The 17,574-nt window shown below is 60.7% G+C and carries 14 protein-coding genes; 4 read left to right on the top strand and 10 right to left on the bottom strand.

Translation table 11 applies throughout. The features are described from left to right. Window positions 1-151 precede the first annotated feature (151 nt). Window positions 152-1,834, top strand: a complete 1,683-nt coding sequence (locus tag F7D08_RS02200) for a SpaH/EbpB family LPXTG-anchored major pilin (RefSeq protein ID WP_152209057.1) — start codon at window positions 152-154, stop codon at window positions 1,832-1,834. A gap of 176 nt (window positions 1,835-2,010) precedes the next feature. After that, on the top strand, window positions 2,011-2,421 hold the full coding sequence (locus F7D08_RS02195) for a transposase (RefSeq protein ID WP_152209056.1): 411 nt from the start codon (window positions 2,011-2,013) through the stop codon (window positions 2,419-2,421). Between the two features lie 260 nt (window positions 2,422-2,681). On the opposite strand, the gene valS is transcribed toward F7D08_RS02195, so the two are convergent. The 8 genes from valS to F7D08_RS02155 form a co-directional block, all read right to left on the bottom strand. Then, on the bottom strand, window positions 2,682-5,423 hold the full coding sequence (gene valS / locus F7D08_RS02190; RefSeq protein ID WP_152209055.1) for a valine--tRNA ligase: 2,742 nt from the start codon (window positions 5,421-5,423) through the stop codon (window positions 2,682-2,684). 62 nt (window positions 5,424-5,485) lie between these two features. Then, complete coding sequence (locus F7D08_RS02185) at window positions 5,486-7,039, bottom strand: ABC transporter substrate-binding protein (RefSeq protein ID WP_152209054.1); 1,554 nt, start codon at window positions 7,037-7,039, stop codon at window positions 5,486-5,488. Window positions 7,040-7,063: 24 nt separating this feature from the next. Then, window positions 7,064-7,735: an endonuclease III gene (gene nth / locus F7D08_RS02180; protein ID WP_152209053.1), complete on the bottom strand. Its 672-nt coding sequence runs from the start codon at window positions 7,733-7,735 to the stop codon at window positions 7,064-7,066. Between the two features lie 57 nt (window positions 7,736-7,792). Then, window positions 7,793-8,560 (bottom strand): winged helix-turn-helix transcriptional regulator, encoded by a 768-nt coding sequence (locus F7D08_RS02175; protein WP_193316157.1) that lies wholly within the window; start codon window positions 8,558-8,560, stop codon window positions 7,793-7,795. A gap of 190 nt (window positions 8,561-8,750) precedes the next feature. Beyond that, window positions 8,751-9,455: a hypothetical protein gene (locus F7D08_RS02170; protein WP_152209051.1), complete on the bottom strand. Its 705-nt coding sequence runs from the start codon at window positions 9,453-9,455 to the stop codon at window positions 8,751-8,753. Window positions 9,456-9,644: 189 nt separating this feature from the next. Further along, window positions 9,645-10,223: a manganese efflux pump MntP gene (locus F7D08_RS02165; RefSeq protein WP_152209050.1), complete on the bottom strand. Its 579-nt coding sequence runs from the start codon at window positions 10,221-10,223 to the stop codon at window positions 9,645-9,647. Between the two features lie 162 nt (window positions 10,224-10,385). After that, window positions 10,386-10,880, bottom strand: coding sequence for an inorganic diphosphatase (locus F7D08_RS02160; RefSeq protein WP_100493365.1), 495 nt, complete (start codon window positions 10,878-10,880; stop codon window positions 10,386-10,388). Between the two features lie 63 nt (window positions 10,881-10,943). Further along, window positions 10,944-13,232 carry an alpha-1,4-glucan--maltose-1-phosphate maltosyltransferase gene (locus F7D08_RS02155; protein ID WP_193316144.1) on the bottom strand — a complete coding sequence of 763 codons (2,289 nt, stop codon included), beginning with the start codon at window positions 13,230-13,232 and terminating at the stop codon, window positions 10,944-10,946. Between the two features lie 233 nt (window positions 13,233-13,465). Between F7D08_RS02155 and F7D08_RS02150 the strand changes: the two genes are divergently transcribed. Both F7D08_RS02150 and F7D08_RS02145 read left to right on the top strand, forming a co-directional pair. Next, window positions 13,466-15,412, top strand: coding sequence for a cell surface protein (locus F7D08_RS02150; protein WP_152209048.1), 1,947 nt, complete (start codon window positions 13,466-13,468; stop codon window positions 15,410-15,412). A gap of 184 nt (window positions 15,413-15,596) precedes the next feature. Continuing rightward, window positions 15,597-16,427, top strand: coding sequence for a tyrosine-type recombinase/integrase (locus tag F7D08_RS02145; RefSeq protein WP_152209047.1), 831 nt, complete (start codon window positions 15,597-15,599; stop codon window positions 16,425-16,427). 15 nt (window positions 16,428-16,442) lie between these two features. Here F7D08_RS02145 and F7D08_RS02140 read toward each other — a convergent pair whose 3' ends face one another. Further along, window positions 16,443-17,102, bottom strand: a complete 660-nt coding sequence (locus F7D08_RS02140) for a CHAP domain-containing protein (protein ID WP_152209046.1) — start codon at window positions 17,100-17,102, stop codon at window positions 16,443-16,445. 107 nt (window positions 17,103-17,209) lie between these two features. Further along, window positions 17,210-17,569 (bottom strand): phage holin family protein, encoded by a 360-nt coding sequence (locus F7D08_RS02135; protein WP_152209045.1) that lies wholly within the window; start codon window positions 17,567-17,569, stop codon window positions 17,210-17,212. Window positions 17,570-17,574: the final 5 nt, after the last annotated feature.

Raw genomic sequence — 17,574 nt, 5'->3', positions numbered from 1 at the left:
CGGGGCGCATGAGGACCGGGCGTCGGCGTGGTTCACGCCAATGATTCGACGCCGTCGCCCGGGGTGATTGCAGTTGGTATTAACCACAATCAGCCTCCAGTCTACCGGTGTAGGAAGCCGGCCAAGGGGGCGGAGAAAGGAATGATCTCTGATGAAGGGTTCATTGTTGAAGAAGGGGTTCGCCGCCCTTGCCGCCTTCGCGGTCGGCATCAGCGGCCTGGCCCTGGGCGTCACCACCGCCAATGCGGCGGCGGTAATGCCGACGACCAAGACCATCACGTTGAACGCCGAGGACGCGGCCCAGTTCACGGGTCATACGTTCAAGGCCGTGAAGATTGCAGCTTACAGCGTTGACAACGGTGTCGCCGGCGTGAAGACCGTGGATGCGTACAAGAGCGAAGTGACCGCCGCTTTGAAGGACGCTGGCGCGACCGTGCCGGACGGCAAGGATCCGCTGCAGTGGGCTTTGGAGACGCCCGGCACCCTGGACCAGTCCGGTAACAGCGCCTCGAAGTACACGGGCAAGACCCGTCTATTCGCGGATTACCTGGCCAAGGACCCCACGGTTGTCGCTGGCTTGGAGGCCGTGACTCTTCAGGACGTGCAGGGCAACGACAAGCAGAAGACCATCACCCTGCCTGACGTGGGCCTGTATCTGATCGTGGATGACGCTGCCGTGGATTCCACCACGACGGTCAAGGGCTCCACCCGTTCACTGGCCATCGTCGTGGGCACCCCGTGGACCACCACCGAGGATACAACCCAGACGGTCCTGTCCGATGGTGTAGTTGACATGAAGAACACGTTGCCCACCATCGGCAAGGTGATCGTGAAAGACGGTCAGGAGACCGATACCGACAAGGTTTCTGTGGGCGATAAGGTCCCCTATCGACTCAAGGGCAACGTGCCGAACTACACGGGCTACACCACCTACACGTACAAGATGATTGATACCTTGTCCAAGGGTTTGACCTTCATTAATGAGACTGATGACAAGCCCGTCGTGAAGATCGGTACGAAGATCCTCACGGAGAACAAGGACTACACCGTAACTGTGAAGGACCGTGACGCCGCTACAGGCAAGCAGGTCGTTGAGATTGACTTCACTGACTTCGTCAACACCAAGCCGACCATCGGCGATTCCATCACCGTCGAATACCACGCGCTGCTTAACGACGACGCCGTGATCCGCAACAACGGCAACCCGAACGACGTGAAGCTCGAGTACTCCAATAACCCGTACGACGACAGCAAGCACGACACTACCCCGCCGTATGATCCGGTCGTCTACACCTACGACTTCAACTTCAAGAAGGTCGACAAGGAAGGCAACGGCATCAACAACGCCAGCTTCAAGGTGTACGAGGGCGCCAACGCTGATCCGAACAAGGCCACCGCGCTGAAGTTCACCGGCTCCAACGGTGTATGGACGAAGGCCACTGCCTCCGCCGCGAACATCAAGGAAGAGCTGGCCTCCGACGCTTCGGGCTACTTCACCCTGAAGGGCTTCGGCCCCGGTAAGTACACCGTGTACGAGTATGGCATCCCGACCGGCTACGCCCAGGTGCGTGCGAAGTTCACCGTCACCATCGATGAGAACGGTGATGCCTCCTTCGCCGATAACAGCGGTCTCGGCCTGGTCAAGGCGAACGACACCGTCAAGGACAACGGCGTAACGTACCAGAAGGTTCTCAACGTGAAGAACCTGACCGAGCTGCCGTTGACCGGTGCCGCGGGCACTGCGCTGTTCACTGTGATTGCTGTGCTCCTCGCGGGTGCAGCCGCCACGGTGTTCGCCAAGAGCCGCCGCACCAGCAAGGCCCTCCAGGCCTGAGCTGACCGCTGAAAGCGAGTTGGGTTCCAGTTCGCTTCCAACTAGCTAATCAGGAGGCTCGTGGCAAACACCGCGAGCCTCCTTTTCATATCTAATTACTACCTTCTTTCGGCCAGGCTTCCAGCTGACAGTTCCTCTCACAAAGGGGAGCCAGAGGTTTTCTAGGAGTAAGTTGTATGACTCACGGGAAAGTATTGTTTGATGAGGGACAGGTGCGGTATCTGAATACGTTGCCGGCAGTGAGGCACGCAACGCATAACCGCATCACCTATGAGCAGGAGTTCAAAGTGGAATGCCTGCGTCGCGACCGTGTTGGGGAATCTCCCACGGAAATGTTCAAACAGGCTGGCTTGCCGCCCGCATTAGTGGGTTCCAAGCGCATAGAGCGCAGCTTCTCGCGTTGGCGCAGCGATCCGAACTTGAACAAAATCGTGGACGCCACCATGGGCGAGCATCGCGATTTCACGCCCGTTGCGGCCGACGCCGACCCACGGGACGCGCTCATCCGGGAGCAAGCATTACGCATCATGAATCTTGAGCAGGAGCTGCGTCATCTGCGCATTCGCACTGGTCAGTCTGCAGAGTAGAGCGGCCGATTAGGTGGGAACGGTTCCGTCGAACGGTATGATTTCGAAAAAATAAGCCGCTGAACTGACATCACATCAGTTCAGCGGCTTGGAACCTCTCAGTCAGCTAGTGCTGATGGCTCCCCTACAGAGAGTTGAGATGAATCACTTCTTCTTAACAGGCCGAGCCGTGTAGCGGGAAGCCCAGTGGGGTTCCCGCAGGCGAGGTGAGCGGCTGCACTATAAGCAGCCGCGAAGGCCTCCTGTTAAGAAGAGTGGAATCACTTCTTCTTAACAGGAGGCTCGCCGAGCTCGCTGGAGGCCACGGACACCTCGGTCTCGGAAGCGCCTTCGGCAGCGTCTTCAGCGGCGGATTCCTCCGCGTGCTTGGCGACCAGGTCGAACTTGCCCACCACGCGGCCGGCCTGGGCGATATCACCCAGAGCGGCATGAATGGCGTCCACACCCTCCTGTGCGGCGGTCAGCGCCACGGAGAGGATCGGGGTCTTCATGGAGACCTTGGCCTCGGACTTGATCTTGCGCAGCTGCTCCACAGCCTTGCCGGCCCAGGTCAGCAGCTCCGGGGAGGCACCGGTTGCAGCCTCAACGTACGGTTCCGGAGTCGGCCATGCGGCGCGGTGCACGGAGCCGGAGCCGGCGTGCATCCAGCTCCACACCTCTTCGGTGGCGTACGGCAGGTATGGGGCCAACAGACGAGCGAAGGCGTCAAGGCCCAGGCCCAGAGCGGTGCGGGCGGAGAGCACAGCCTTCTCGGAAGGAGCAATGCCCTTCTCGTCCGGAGTGCCATAGGCGCGGTTCTTCACGAGCTCGATGTAGTCGTCGCAGAACTGCCAGAAGTAGCTTTCGATGACTTCCAGAGCCTTGGAATGCTCGTAGGCCTCCAGTGCATCGGTGGCCTGACGGACCACCAGGGCCAGCTTGGCCATGGCGGCGCGGTCCAGCGGCTCGGTCACGTCTGCTGGGTTCCAGGCAGCCACAGCGGCATCGCCCACGTGATGGTTCTCGTCCTCGCGGCCGATGGCCAGCGCGAACTTGGTGGCGTTCAGCAGCTTGATGGCCAGGCGACGGCCGATCTTCATCTGGCCGACGTCGTAGGTGGCGTCGAGGCCCAGACGGGCGGCGGCGGCCCAGTAGCGCACGGCATCGGCGCCGAACTTCTCGATCGGCTCGTTCGGCACCACGACGTTGCCCTTGGACTTCGACATCTTCTTGTGGTCCGGATCGAGGATCCAGCCGGACAGCGTGGCATGAGCCCACGGCAGGCACTTGTTCTCGAGATGGGCGCGGTCCACGGTGGAGAACAGCCAGGTGCGGATGATGTCCTGGCCCTGCGGGCGCAGATCCATCGGGAAGGTGGCCTTGAACAGCGCCTGGGAGGCCTCATCCGGCTCGGCCCAGTGGGTCACGATCTGCGGGGTGAGCGAAGAGGTGGCCCAGGTGTCCATGATGTCCTTCTCGGCGGTGAAGCCACCGGGCACATCGCGCTGGGACTCGTCGTAGCCTTCCGGCACGTCGATGGTCGGATCGATCGGCAGACGGTCCTCGGACGGGGTCAGCGGGTGATCGTAATCGGCGGAACCGTCGGCCTTCACCGGGTACCACAGCGGGAACGGCACACCGAAGAAGCGCTGGCGGGAGATCAGCCAGTCGCCGTTCAGGCCGTGCACCCAGTTCTCATAACGCACGCGCATGAAGTCCGGGTGGAAGTTCAGCTCCTTGCCGCGCTCGATGAGCTGTGCGTTCAAAGCTGGATCGGTGCCGCCGTTCTTCAGGTACCACTGGCGGGAGGTGACGATTTCGAGCGGCTTGTCGCCCTTCTCGTAGAAGTTCGTCATACGCTTGGTCGGCGTCGGCTCGCCATCCATATCGCCGGATTCGCGCAGCTCGTCGACGATGATCTTGCGGGCGGAGAACGTGGTCTTGCCGGCGGTTTCGGCGAAGATCTCACGGCCGGCCGGATCGGTGATCCAATCCGGGGTATCCATCACGATGCGGCCATTGCGCTGGATGATGGAACGGGTCGGCAGCTTCAGATCACGCCACCACTGCACATCGGTCACATCACCGAACGTACAGCACATGGCGATGCCGGCACCCTTGTCCATTTCGGCGGCCGGGTGAGCCAGAATCGGCACCTTGACCTTGAACAGCGGGGAGTAGACCTCCTGGCCGAAGTACTTCTTGTAACGGTCATCATCCGGGTTGGCGATCAGCGAGGTGCAGGCGGCCAGCAGTTCCGGACGGGTGGTCTCGATGTAGATCGGGGTGCCATCCTCGAAGCGGAAGGCAATCTTGTGGTAGAAGCCCGGGTATTCGCGGGATTCCAGCTCGGCCTGGGCCACTGCGGTCTGGAAGGTCACGTCCCACAGGCCGGGGGCATCCTGCTGGTAGGCCTCGCCGCGGGCGAGGTTGCGCAGGAAGGCCTTCTGGGCCACGCGCTGCGGGTGCTCGCCGATGGTGTGGTAGGTCTGGGACCAGTCGATGGAAAGGCCCAGCTTACGCCACAGCGCCTCGAACAGCTTCTCGTCCTGGGCGGTCAGCTTCTCGCACAGCTCGATGAAGTTCTTACGGGAAATCGGCACCTGGTCCTTGGCCTGGATCTTCTTGCCGTCGGTGCCCTCGTACGGCGGCTTGAAGTTCGGATCGTACGGCAGGGAGACGTCCACGCGCACGCCGTAGTAGTTCTGCACACGGCGTTCGGTCGGCAGGCCGTTATCATCCCAACCCATCGGGTAGAACACGTCAAAGCCGCGCATACGCTTGTAACGCGCGATCACGTCGGTGTGCGTGTAGGAGAACACATGACCCACGTGCAGGGAGCCGGAGACGGTGGGCGGCGGGGTATCGATGGAATACACGGCCTTGCGGTCACGAGTGTTGTTGAACTTGTAGGTGCCGTTCTCATCCCAAACGGCGCGCCACTTGTCCTCAAGACCGTCCACACCGACCTTGTCGGGCAGCGGGGTGAGGTTGGCGTTGATGATGGAATTGCCTTCAGTCATAAGGCCAAAGTTTATGCATGTTGCATGACAAGGAATAGCCAGCGGAATAACGGGTGGAAGCGCTATTGTTTATCCAATGCTCCCAGCGGCATGCGCGTATCGATCAGCGAAGTCGGGTAGCCGGACACCTTGATGCTGGCCACGGTGAAGCATTTGCGCGTATACAGCCAATCGCTGGCCGCATCCTCGCTGACGATCTTCGCATAGGCCTTCATCCGTTCGGCATAGTCCTGATCGTTGGTGGCTGCTCGCGCGGAGGCATACGCCTGTTCGGCCTCCGAATGGTCGTAATGGAACAGGGAACCAGGGTCGGCGAACGCGCCCGCGTCGTCGGTGCCGTTCATGCTCATGATGGTGAGCTCCCAGGAACCATCCTGAATACGCTTGGCATAATCCTCGGCGGAAACCACCTCAAGATTGACTTTCGGCAGCGATACCTGGCCGATCTGCTGAGCTATGGTCTCCGCTATCGGACGATACTGTTCGGTGACCACGATATCGACCGAGGGAATGAACTGCGGGGCGAAATAGCCCAACATCGTTTGGGCCTGATTCAAGTCATACGGGAACAGCCCGGTGAGATCCTCATATCCCGGCTCCAGCGGGCTGATTGGCCCGCCCAATGCGCCTGCGGAATCCGGCTGGGAAGACGCGATCGAAGACGCGTCGACGAGATGGCGCATGGCTTTTCTGATTTGTTCGTCCGACATCAACGAATCGGTACTGTTATTGAATGCCAGCAGTACTTTGTCTGTGGTGGCGCCCTCGCTCACCTTGAGATCGTGCTGCTTGTTCGATGCGGCGGCCACGGTTGCGGTGGCGGGCATGGCCAAGTCCACATCGCCGTCGGCCAGGGCCTTGGCAAGCGCGTTCTCATCGGAATACTGCTTGAAGGCAATGGACCCGACCTTGGCTTTGGTGCCATGGTACGAACCGTTGTATTGCAGTGTGAGCGATTGCGCGGCATTGAACGCGCCGACGGTGAACGGTCCGGAGCCTACGGCACTGTTCGCGTAATCCGTATTGCCGGCTTCGGAGTCATACACAATGCCCAATCTGCCGGAAAGCGCACGCAGCAGCGTGGGATTCGGCTTCGTCAAAGCGATGACCACGGTGGTGGAATCCGGATTGGTGATGGACTGCATATCCCCGAGCGCATCCACGCCGGCGTACTTCTGGGTGACCGCTTGCTGCAGCGACCACACCACATCCGCGGAGTCCAGCGCATGCCTATTGGAGAACGTGACGTTTGAGGCAATGGTGAACGTGTACTTCAGCGCATCGCCGGATACTTTCCAGCTGGTGGCGAGACCAGACTTGAGCTGATTCTGCTGATCCACGGTGATCAGGGTTTCGTAGACATTGTCGATGAGCAGTCGCTCGGCGGCAGAGGAACCGTTCGAACGGATATCCAGCGATTGCGGAACATCGCCGATGCCGACAGTGACCGATGACTGCGGCGCGCCATGCATCAATGCGGAAAGTGAAATCGAACGATGCTGAACGAGCACTGACCAGCCGGCCCAAACCAGGGCGCTGAGCGCCAGCGCCACCCCTAGAAAGACTCCCCAGCTGATAAGTCCGTTATATTGCTTTCGCTGTTGCTCGCTGCGCATGCCCATCAGTCTAACGATGCCGCACTACCGCTTGGCGGTGGGCTCGAAACTCGGGCAGGATTCGGCCAGCGGGCAGTGCTCGCAGTCGGGTCTGCGGGCGTGGCATGTCGAGCGGCCGAACAGGATCAGCCGGTGACTGAGATCGGTCCACTCCTCGGGAGGAAAGCAGGCGGTGATTTCCTTTTCGATTTTGACCGGGTCGGGATGTGCGGAGCGCCAATCCGTCCGCCAGCGCAGGCGGCCGGTCACGCGCATCACATGGGTGTCGACGGGGAAGCCGGGGATATCGAAGGCGTTGCCCAGCACCACGTTCGCGGTTTTGCGGCCCACGCCGGGTAGAGAAGTCAGCTCTTCCATCGTGCTGGGCACAACGCCGGCGAATCGTTCGTCCAAGGCTGTGGCCAGGCCGATAAGATGCTGGGTCTTCGAGCGATAAAAACCGAGTGGATGAATGATTTCCTCAACCTGAGCTGGATTGGCTGCAGCCAATGCCGCCGCCGTCGGATAGGTGGCGAATAGTTCAGGTGTGACGGTATTGACACGCTTATCCGTGGTTTGCGCGCTCAGCACCGTGGCAATAAGCAGTTGCAGCGGGGAAGTGAAGTTCAGCGCGCACTTCGGTGCGGGAATCACCTGGCACAGTACATCGTATTCCTGATGCATGCGAGCGATGCGAGCGGATTTACTTTCGCGCATACGAACGGCCTTATGAATGCTGGATTGGAGGATTTACTCAGTGGCGTTCAACGGCGGTCAGTTCGCGAGGCCGTCGGCTTCGTCGGCGCTGTGCGCGCTGGCTTTGGCGGCTTCCTGGGCGGCGGCGTCGCCCTTGTCGCTTTCAGGCGGGTCGAAGCGGTAGCCCACGTTGCGCACCGTGCCGATGAGATGTTCGTATTCGCCGCCGAGCTTGGCGCGCAGGCGACGGATATGCACATCCACGGTTCGTGTGCCGCCGTAGTAGTCGTAGCCCCACACCTCCTGCAGCAACTGGGCGCGCGTGAACACGCGGCCAGGATGCTGGACCAGATATTTGAGCAGCTCGAATTCCTTATAAGCCAAGTCGATCGGGCGACCATGCAGGGAAGCAGTGTATCCGTTGGTGTCCACGATGAGGTCGCCGGAACGAATCTGGCCGTCCTCCACCGTGGTGGTCGGTTCGGCGGCCGATCCGGTGGCGGAGGCTGCGGGAGCGTTGCCACGCTCGGAAACCAAGCGGAGTCGGCCTTCGACCTCGGCGGGGGAGGCGGTGGTCACCACGACGTCGGCGATGCCCCATTGGGAGTTCACTACGGTGAAGCCGCCTTCGGTCAATACCAATACGATCGGGGTGGAAAGGCCGGAGGCGTGAATCAGGCGGCACAGGGTTTTGGCCGTGGCCAAATCATCGCGGGCGTCAAGGAACAGAATGGTGTTTTCCGGCATCTTGACCAGGCTGGCCGCATCCATGGGCAGCACGCGCACGCGATGGGAGAGCAGGGCGAGGGATGGCAACACGGTGGCGGGGTCGCTGGCGAATGTCATCAACGTAAGATCCGTCACGCTAATTCCCCCTCATTCATGGACTCGCAGCATGTGTGCGAATCGTTGCATGTGATTCGTGAGCCGAACGTTCACACCGCTGCCGTCACGTTGCCCTTTATTGTACGCGCGTGCATGGGACACATCGGTGTTACATGCACGGAATATGAACGTGCACCGCCTGCGACATAACTCACAGACCCAGGCGGGACAAAATCAGCACCGCTGCGGCAATGGTGACGCCCATGAACATTACCGGCAGCAGACCGGTGCCAATCCACGGATGGCGAATTGCCGGATCGGGATCGGCGTCACGCACCCACAATGTGGAAGCGGCGGCGAGGGCCAGCGCCAGAATCACCAGCACGATAACGGTGATGGTGCCCTCGGTGGTGCCTTTGAGCAGCATGGAGCCCAGTGCCGGCAGGAAGCACCAGCCGGCCACGGCGATGGCGGCCACGCCGGAGGTCACGGCATGGGAGAGCGCGCGGATGAGATGAGAGCGGTTCTCGCGAGCCATTTGACGGCCGAACGAGAAGATGATGAGTACCACGAGCAGCAGGCCGGCGGCAACGGCCCAGGAATACCACGGATATGCGTCTCCGTTTTTGGAGATCTGCTCAGGGGGGATTTCGTCGGAAGGGAATGGCACTGCTACGAAAATCAGTGATACCACGCCAAAGGCAATGGTGACCGCACGATCCAACGTAGAGCCGCGGAATGGCCAGAACAGCACGAACTCGCCCAGGACCAGCGCCGCGATGATCAGAGGAATCGCTGGAAACATGCTGCGGGTGGGTATGGCCGTAGCGGCAATCAGCAGCACATAAGCAGTCAGCTGAGTCAACAGCATGCTCAGTGCCTTGTGCTTCCAATTCTTCTGAGTGATTTCGGTCATGTGAACCTCTTGTGCGGACGCGTCAATTTCTGCATCAATCCTACGCTGCGCGGTGGAATGCCGGCGCTATGTATGCGCGCTGACCATGGGCCCGCATACATAGTGAGGATTGGAGTTGCTGAACCGGCGCTATGTATGCGACTGGTTGGTTGTGCCGCATACATAGTGAGGGTTTGGCGTGTGATGCGGTCAGAAAGTGATGATGCCGAGATGTTCGAGCAGCACTTTCAGACCGATGAGAATCAGCACCACGCCGCCTGCGATCTGCGAGGGCTGCTGCCAGCGGGATCCGAATGCCCGGCCGATATACAGGCCCGCCGCGGAGAAGAGGCCGGTGACCACGCCGATGCAGGTGACGGCGAAAATGACGTTGATTTTCATGAACGCCAGGCTCACACCGACAGCGAATGCGTCGATGCTGCAGGCCACGGCAAGAGGCAGCATGTGCTTCCAGTCGAATTGCGGGGTTTCCTTGGCGTTCTCCTCAGGTTCCTCGAATGCCTCATGCACCATATTGCCGCCGATGAATACCAGCAGGCCGAAGATGATCCAATGATCGAATTCAGCGACATACGAACTGAATGCGGATGCGGCGAAATAGCCGAGCAGCGGGAAAAGCGCCTGGAATCCGCCGAACCAGAGGGCGGTTTTGATGGCATCCAGGGTGCGGACTTTATGAACGGTGAGGCCTTTGCCAATGGATACCGCGAACGCATCCATGGAGACGGAAAGGGAAATCAACAAGGTTTGAATGATGATTGCAATCATGAATATGCAGAAGGTTCATCGCCGCTGTGCCGCGCGATGGGCCTCGACCAGCGCTCCCACACGCCGCCTACGCCTAGTTGAAAAGACAAAACACCACTATACAACAAAAGGCTCCCGAAGGAGCCTTTTGTCATGCTGCATTACGCTGCAGCCCAGCTGAAATCACTTCTGAGAAGCGGCGAGGCGCTCGCGTGCCTCCTTGATTTCCTTCTCGGCTACGTCAGCGCCGGTCCAGTAGTCGCCGGGCTTGACTTCCTTGCCGGGCTCCAGGGCCTTGTACTGCTCGAAGAAGTGCTTGATCTCGGCGAGGTGGTACTCGTTGACGTCCTTGACGTCCTTGACGCCGTCGTAGCGAACATCGGCCGGCACGCACAGCACCTTGTCGTCGCCGCCCTCTTCGTCTTCCATGTGGTACAGGCCAACGGCGCGGCACTCGATGACGCAGCCCGGGAACACGGAGTTGGTGACCATCACGAGGGCGTCCAGCGGATCGCCGTCCTCGCCCAGGGTGCCCTCGATGTAGCCGTAGTCATCCGGGTAGCCCATGGCGGTGAAGAGCTCACGGTCCAGGAACACGCGACCGGTCTCCTGGTCGACTTCGTACTTGTTCTTGGAGCCGCGCGGGATTTCGACCACAACGTTGAAGGTTTCTGCCATTGTTTATCTCCTTGTTTGGAAACTATTCGTTACACACACTACTACCGACTGTGCGAGCAGTCATCACTGCACGGACAGAATATGAGCCACATCGGCCCACGGCGCGAGCGAGACGTAGTTGTCCCAGCCCCACTGGAATTCGCGGCCGGTCAGCTCATCGCGCACGGCAAGCGGACGGTCGGTGGGCAGCCCCAGCTTATCGAGGTCCACGTGCACCATCGACTGATGCGCGTTGTGGCCGTCGAGGTTGACCACCACAATCAGCGTATCCGCCTGGCCGGTTCCGGTTAGTTCGGCCGGCGTATGGCGGGCGAACGCCAGGATGTTCGGGTCGGATGTGGGCAGCACGGTGAGGTTGTGGTAGCTCAGTGCGGCCGGATGGGTGCGGCGGATCTTGTTGAGTGCCGTCAGCATCTTGGCCACGCCATAGCGCTTGGCCTTGGACCAATCGCGGACCTTGACCTCGTATTTCTCGTTGTCGATCTGCTCCTCGAAACCGGGGCGCTGCTTGTTCTCGATGAGCTCGAAGCCGTTGTAGATGCCCCAGCTCGGCGAACCCATGGCGGCGAGCACCGCGCGCACGCAATGGCCGGCGATGCCGTTGTCACGCACGTAGGCGGTGAGGATGTCCGGGGTGGTGGGCCAGAAGGTGTTGTGCTGGTAGTAGCCGTCGTCGCCGTTGGTGACCGGCAGGTACTCCTCCAGCTCCTCCTTGGTGTTACGCCACGGGAAGTAGCAGTGGGACTGGGTGAAGCCCACGTAGCTCAGCGCGCGCATCATGCCCGGGCGGGTGAACGCCTCGGCCAGGAACAGGATCTCCGGATGCTTCTTGGTGATGGCCGCGATCACATCCTGCCAGAAGCGGACCGGCTTGGTGTGCGGGTTGTCGATGCGGAAGATCGTGACGCCCGCGTCGATCCACAGGTTCAGTACACGCTCGACCTCCTTCTCGATGCCGGGCATATCGGCGTTGAAGTCGATCGGGTAGATGTCCTGATACTTCTTCGGCGGGTTCTCGGCGAAGGCGATGGTGCCGTCCGGCTTGTGGCGGAACCAATCCGGGTGCTGCTTGACCCAAGGATGGTCGGGGGAGCACTGCAGGGCGAAATCAAGGGCGATTTCGAGACCCAGCTCGTGGGCGCGGGCGGTCAGGGCCTTGAAATCGTCCATCGTGCCAAGCAGCGGGTCGACGGTGTCGTGGCCACCGAGCTCGGAGCCGATGCCGAACGGGGAGCCCGGATCGTCGGGGCCCGCCACCAGCGAGTTGTTGCGGCCCTTGCGGTTGGTCACGCCAATCGGGAAGATCGGCGGCAGATAGACGATGTCGAAGCCTTCCTCCTTGGCGCGCTCGAGGCCGGCGATGGAGGTCTTCAGCGTGCCCTGGATAATTTTGCCGGTGTTCGGGTCGATCGTGGCGCCTTCGGAACGCGGGAAGAACTGGTACCAGGCGGCGAAGCTGGACTTCGGGCGCTCCACCTTGAAGCGCTGCGGCTGGCTGGGGGAGATGCCGTCGCGCAGCGGGTTGGTCTCATGCAGGGCGGCGATATGCGGGTTGTCGCCTGCGGCCAGACGCTCCTCGGCGTTCAGGGATTCGTCGGCCATCGTCTCGGCGGCCTGCTGCAAGGCCTTGCGCTCGCGGGCGGGAAGCCCGGCGTCCGGGGTCACGGCCCAACGGGCCAGAAGTTCGGCGCCGGAGTTCAGCGCGTTGTCCACATCGTCCTGAACCTTCACCTTGATGCGGGCGTCGTGCAGCCAGGACTTATAGGTGTCTTCCCAGCCTTCGATGGTCACTGTCCACTCGCCAAGCTGACGCTTGACGGCGGCGTAGCCATCTTCCCAAGGCTTTAGATCGCTGTGCTCGCCGCACTTCAGGGTTACTTCCCAGCGGTCGAGGCCGGGGTTGGTGCAGGTCATGGCGCGACGCAGCGTTTCCTTGCCGCGCGCATTGCGCACGATGGCCGTGGCGCCCACCTTGGTGCGGCCTTCGATGAATACCTGGGCGGTCACCTTGAACGGTTCGCCAAGCTCCACGCGGGCCGGATAGATGCCGCGTTCCTCGTTCGGCGTGATGTCCATGACGTTGATGCGGCCGAACTGGCCGGGCTCGTCAGCGGGAATGGACGGGGCCGGAGCTTCGCCGGTCAGGCTCTTGAGCGCTGCATTGGCGCGGGCGGTTTCAGCGTCGACGCGCTTGCGTGTGGTCTTGGTGGTTTTGGATCGGGTGGTCGCCTTTGACTTCGCCGACTTGGAGGACTTGGAAACCTTAGTGGTTTGGGCGGCCTTGACGGCCTCGAGGGAATCTGTTTCAGATGTGCGCGAATCCGCGCTATGTTGTACTGCCATACGGCCCATTCTAAGGGGAATCCGACATTTGGCGTGCATTGTGGACAACTTTTGGATGAACGTTCGATAAATGGCTTGAAGTGGATAACTTCAGCGTCAAGTTGTCCACAACTCGCCGGTACACGGCAAGCTCGGACCACATTGCCTGGAAAGCCGTCGATGCAGGCCGCAAATCTGCCATGCTCAAGGTCTATACGCTCGCAATGACGCGGGTGAATCCATACCACGGAAAGGATTGGAACATGGCGGCATCATGGTGGAGGAAACGCGTGATCGCTCTTGGGGCCATGCTGACAGGTTTGGCGATGATGCTGGGCGTGCTTATGGGAACGCCCACGGATGCGCACGCGGCATCATTGTCTCCCTCGCAGATCGACCAGAGAATCGTCTATATGTTTGAAGGGGAAGAACTGGAGCTCGGCGTGGCGGCCAATAGCTCGGACGGCACCAAGTACTACTGTATCGAGGCCTCCAATCTTACGGATTACGTGATCGGGCCCACGAGTCTGGTTACCGATAGTCCCCAAGCGCGACTTATGGCTTGGATTTTGGAGAAGTATCAGACGGCGTCCACCCAGGATTATGTGGCGATTGCCTCATTGGTGCAAGACAAGTTCGGCAATCAGGACCAATGGCGGCCGCAGAGAGCCTATTTGGTGGGAAGATACCCCGAGATATTCGGTCGTGCCGAGGAGATCTGGGCCGAGGCCGAGTCGAAGGCGCCCAAGGAAGCCGTCATCGAGAGCACATATGCGCAGGGATTGCGCCGCGGCGAAATCACCGTATCGGTGAAGAGCGTGTCAGGGCGGTTTGTGGCTGGTGTGCCGTTCACCGTTACCTTGAAGGGGCCGGCGGTATTTACTTCGAACGGCGGGAAAACCGTGACCGATACATCCGGCGGCAAACCGAAGACCTATGCGTGGAAGGCCACGGGGCTGGGCGAGGTGACGGCCGAAACCACCTATCAGATTCCTCAGATGAACCATATGGATGCCCGGCAGGATATGCGTGCGTTCGATTCCATGACGTACATTCCGGGTGGAGCGGTGACGTTCAAAGTGCGCAAGGATTTCACGCCGTCGGTGACCACCAAGGTTTCGGACAAGGTGCTGGATGCCGGCTCTGCGATCTTCGATGAAGTGACCAGCGGGGTGGCGGATCCGGAAAGCCGTTGGGTGCCGGACCTGCTGCTTGAAGCGCAAGGCTATTATTTCGATGGCCTTGGCGCAGAGGATCTGGGCGACATGATGGCTCCGGGAGCCGATGCGAACGCCGATGCGTATTTGGCCAGTCTGGAGAAAGAAGGGTATAAGCCGGCTGCATACGGGAGCGCTTCGTTCACGAAGCCCGGCCAAACCGTTCGGGTGCAGGCCATGACCACGCCTGATGGCGGCAAACCGTATTTGACTCATGCGTCGGGCGGATTCGGAACATGGGTGTGGGCGTTCCGCAGATCGCAGCAAAGCGATAAGGCTCAGGAATACCTGAGCGGCGATTGGATCAGCGCTTTTCTGGAACCTGAGGAGAGCAGTTCGAATCGCAGCAAGGTGAATGTGGAATCAACGGTTACCGAGCACTCCGCTGAAGTGGGCGCTGAATTGAGCGACACCATCACGGTCTCCGGTTTCCCTGATGATCATGGTGATTTCGCCGGTGATGGTGATTATGGTTTCGAGGCTGATAGGCCTTATGCGCAGGTCAGCGTGTGGTGGTCGGGCGATCCCGGCGACCCCTCCAATGATGATGCATATAAGCCGAGTGGTGCCCAGGTGCCCCAAGCGGATGAACATCATCGGAAGTTGATTACTTGGAACATCCCTGCACGCAACGGAACATTCAAAATCGGTGCAGGAATTCCCAGTGCTGATGGCGAGCCGATGACCATCACGGCCGAGCGGCATGGCTGGTACGTGTTCGTGTGGGAATTCAAAGGCGATGACCGTGTGATGCCGGCGGCAAGCCGTTATGACGATGCACGGGAGCGTACGCGAGTGACCGAGTGCGATGAGCCCTGCGAGCCAGAGGAGCCTTGCGAACCCGAAGAGCCATGTGCGCCTGAGGAACCGCAGGAGCCGGAAGAGCCGCTGCCGACCACAGGCGTCAATATGGTCCCTCCTCTTGGGCTGGTCGCTGCGGCTGTAACGCTCGGTGTGATTGTGTTGTTCATCGCCAACAGACGCCGGATTTAGCATTGCGGTAAACGAAAAGCCGGAACCCATTCGGATTCCGGCTTTCATTGGTAGCGGGGCATGGATTTGAACCATGTTCCTCTGGCAACATGGTGTGCCAGAGGAACATGGTTCAAATCCATGACACCCGATTATCGGCGTTTATTCTAGCGGCGTAAGCGGTTCGGTGGTGCGATGGTGTGCCATGAGCATGAAACAAACGCCACCGCCGGCGTCATGGGCGGACGATATCAATGATTGGCTCGAATCCCTGAAGGCGGCCGGTCTCAGCGACGAGACGGTGCGCTGCCGTAGATGCAAGATGACCAAGGCTGCGAGGGACCTGGCAAAGACGCCGAAAGAGGTCACCGGCGACGATCTGGTGCACTGGATGGCCTCGCAGAATTGGAAGCCCGAGAGCCGCAAGGCATACCGCAACACAGTTCACGGCTTCTTCTCATGGATGCGCGCCACCGGGCGCCGTTCGGACGACCCCAGCGACGAACTGCCGAAAATCAGACGGCCGAAGCCGAAGCCACGGCCGTGCCCCGACCGGTACATCATCGCGGCACTGCGGAAGGCCACGACGGTGGAGCGCATCATGCTGCGGCTGGCGGCCGAATGCGGCTTGCGCCGCGCCGAGATTGCCCGAGTCCACAGCCGCGACGTGATGGACGACCTCGTGGGCAAGTCCCTGATAATCACCGGCAAGGGCGACAAGCAGCGCATAGTTCCATTGCCTGACGATCTGGCCGAATATATCGAACGTTGCGGCGGTTGGCTGCTGCCCGGCCGGTGGAACGGCCACGTCGAACAGTCCTACGTGAACCGTCATATATCACGGCTGCTGCCTGACGGTTGGGGCTGCCACTCATTGCGTCACCGGTACGCCACGAAGACGTACGAGCAGACGCACGACCTGTTCCTGGTCGCGCGTCTGCTCGGCCACTCGTCGGTGGAGACCACGCAAATCTACGTGGCCATGCCCGACAGCAGACTTCGCAGCGCGATGAATGCCGTCAGGCTGGCCGTATAATTCGGGGTCTGTGGTTCAGCGCTTCAGATAGCTGGTGGTGCCGGCAGGTCCCAGGGCGATGTAGCGGTGCTTGCCGCTGCTGGACCCGATGTAGCGGCCCCAGTCGTATCCGTCCGCGCGCGTGGTCCAGCCGTCAAGGATGACGGTCTGGCCGGCCTTGTACTGGGCCACGACGTTGCCGCGTGTGGTGGGCTGGTCACGCACGTTGAGCGCCTGCACGTTGATGCGCCATGTGCCGGCGATGCCGGATGGCATCGAGGCCGTGGCGGTCTTGGGTCGCAGATAGCCCAGCAGTCCGTTCTTGGTGATGCTTCCCTGGTGCGTGGCGCCGGGGTTCTGCGTCAGGCACAAGAGGCTGCCGCCCTGGTCTGCGAGGACGATGGCCACGTGCGTGGACGGGGTGGCGGGGGCGTTGCCCCAGAAGGCCACGTCGCCCTTGCGCGGCGTTGCGCTGGCCGGGAGACGGTCGAATTTGGCGCGTAGCGCGGGCTGACGGTCGTAGGTGGTCGTGTAGACGCTTCCCGCCCAGCCGTTGCTGGTGTTGGTGGCTGACTGGGGCACTCCGGCCACGTCCTGCGCGTACCGGCTCCATAAATCCCAGCACTGGCCGCCATAGGCCCTGTCCACGTCCACGGTCTTGCCGTTGTACGTGCTGACGAACTGGTCGATGTTCATGATGGTTCCTTTCCTTTGAGGGGTTTATCGTCTGGGGTCGCTGCCGTGCACGAACAGGAGCACGACGGCGACGCCGATGATCCATAGCAGGGCCGGCACGAGGCAGCTCATGACATGGCTCCCGGGTCCTGTTTGCTGCGGAACAATTGCAATAGGGGCGATGCCTTGATTTCGGGGTTGATCTCGCCCAGGTTCTCAAGGATGCTGCTGATCTCGGTGATGCTGATGTACACGGCGGCGGGCACGATCAACGGCAATGTGAAGCCGAGGTCGATATAGGCCTGGGCGCGCTCCACGACCTCGGCCAAGACCATGACGAGGATCAGGCCGCTTTTATGCCAGAGCCCCAGTCGCATCTTCTCGCTGCTGATGTCGTGCTGCATGGCGGCCTTCATCAGGCCGGTCGCGTAGTCCAATACGATCAATACGCCGACGACGCAGAGCGCGGCGATTTCGGTCTGCTGCATTGCTA

This window comes from Bifidobacterium cebidarum, assembly GCF_009193305.1.
Classification (GTDB): domain Bacteria; phylum Actinomycetota; class Actinomycetes; order Actinomycetales; family Bifidobacteriaceae; genus Bifidobacterium; species Bifidobacterium cebidarum.
Note: the sequence above shows the minus strand (reverse complement) of the source record. Positions and strands in the feature narration are given on the sequence as shown.

Excerpts from the sequence above, each read along its gene's own strand:
- F7D08_RS02200 (WP_152209057.1), top strand. The coding sequence starts at position 152 with ATGAAGGGTTCATTGTTGAAGAAGGGGTTCGCCGCCCTTGCCGCCTTC.
- F7D08_RS02195 (WP_152209056.1), top strand. The coding sequence starts at position 2,011 with ATGACTCACGGGAAAGTATTGTTTGATGAGGGACAGGTGCGGTATCTG.
- valS (WP_152209055.1), bottom strand. The coding sequence starts at position 5,423 with ATGACTGAAGGCAATTCCATCATCAACGCCAACCTCACCCCGCTGCCC.
- F7D08_RS02185 (WP_152209054.1), bottom strand. The coding sequence starts at position 7,039 with ATGCGCAGCGAGCAACAGCGAAAGCAATATAACGGACTTATCAGCTGG.
- nth (WP_152209053.1), bottom strand. The coding sequence starts at position 7,735 with ATGCGCGAAAGTAAATCCGCTCGCATCGCTCGCATGCATCAGGAATAC.
- F7D08_RS02175 (WP_193316157.1), bottom strand. The coding sequence starts at position 8,560 with ATGACATTCGCCAGCGACCCCGCCACCGTGTTGCCATCCCTCGCCCTG.
- F7D08_RS02170 (WP_152209051.1), bottom strand. The coding sequence starts at position 9,455 with ATGACCGAAATCACTCAGAAGAATTGGAAGCACAAGGCACTGAGCATG.
- F7D08_RS02165 (WP_152209050.1), bottom strand. The coding sequence starts at position 10,223 with ATGATTGCAATCATCATTCAAACCTTGTTGATTTCCCTTTCCGTCTCC.
- F7D08_RS02160 (WP_100493365.1), bottom strand. The coding sequence starts at position 10,880 with ATGGCAGAAACCTTCAACGTTGTGGTCGAAATCCCGCGCGGCTCCAAG.
- F7D08_RS02155 (WP_193316144.1), bottom strand. The coding sequence starts at position 13,232 with ATGGGCCGTATGGCAGTACAACATAGCGCGGATTCGCGCACATCTGAA.
- F7D08_RS02150 (WP_152209048.1), top strand. The coding sequence starts at position 13,466 with ATGGCGGCATCATGGTGGAGGAAACGCGTGATCGCTCTTGGGGCCATG.
- F7D08_RS02145 (WP_152209047.1), top strand. The coding sequence starts at position 15,597 with ATGAGCATGAAACAAACGCCACCGCCGGCGTCATGGGCGGACGATATC.
- F7D08_RS02140 (WP_152209046.1), bottom strand. The coding sequence starts at position 17,102 with ATGAACATCGACCAGTTCGTCAGCACGTACAACGGCAAGACCGTGGAC.
- F7D08_RS02135 (WP_152209045.1), bottom strand. The coding sequence starts at position 17,569 with ATGCAGCAGACCGAAATCGCCGCGCTCTGCGTCGTCGGCGTATTGATC.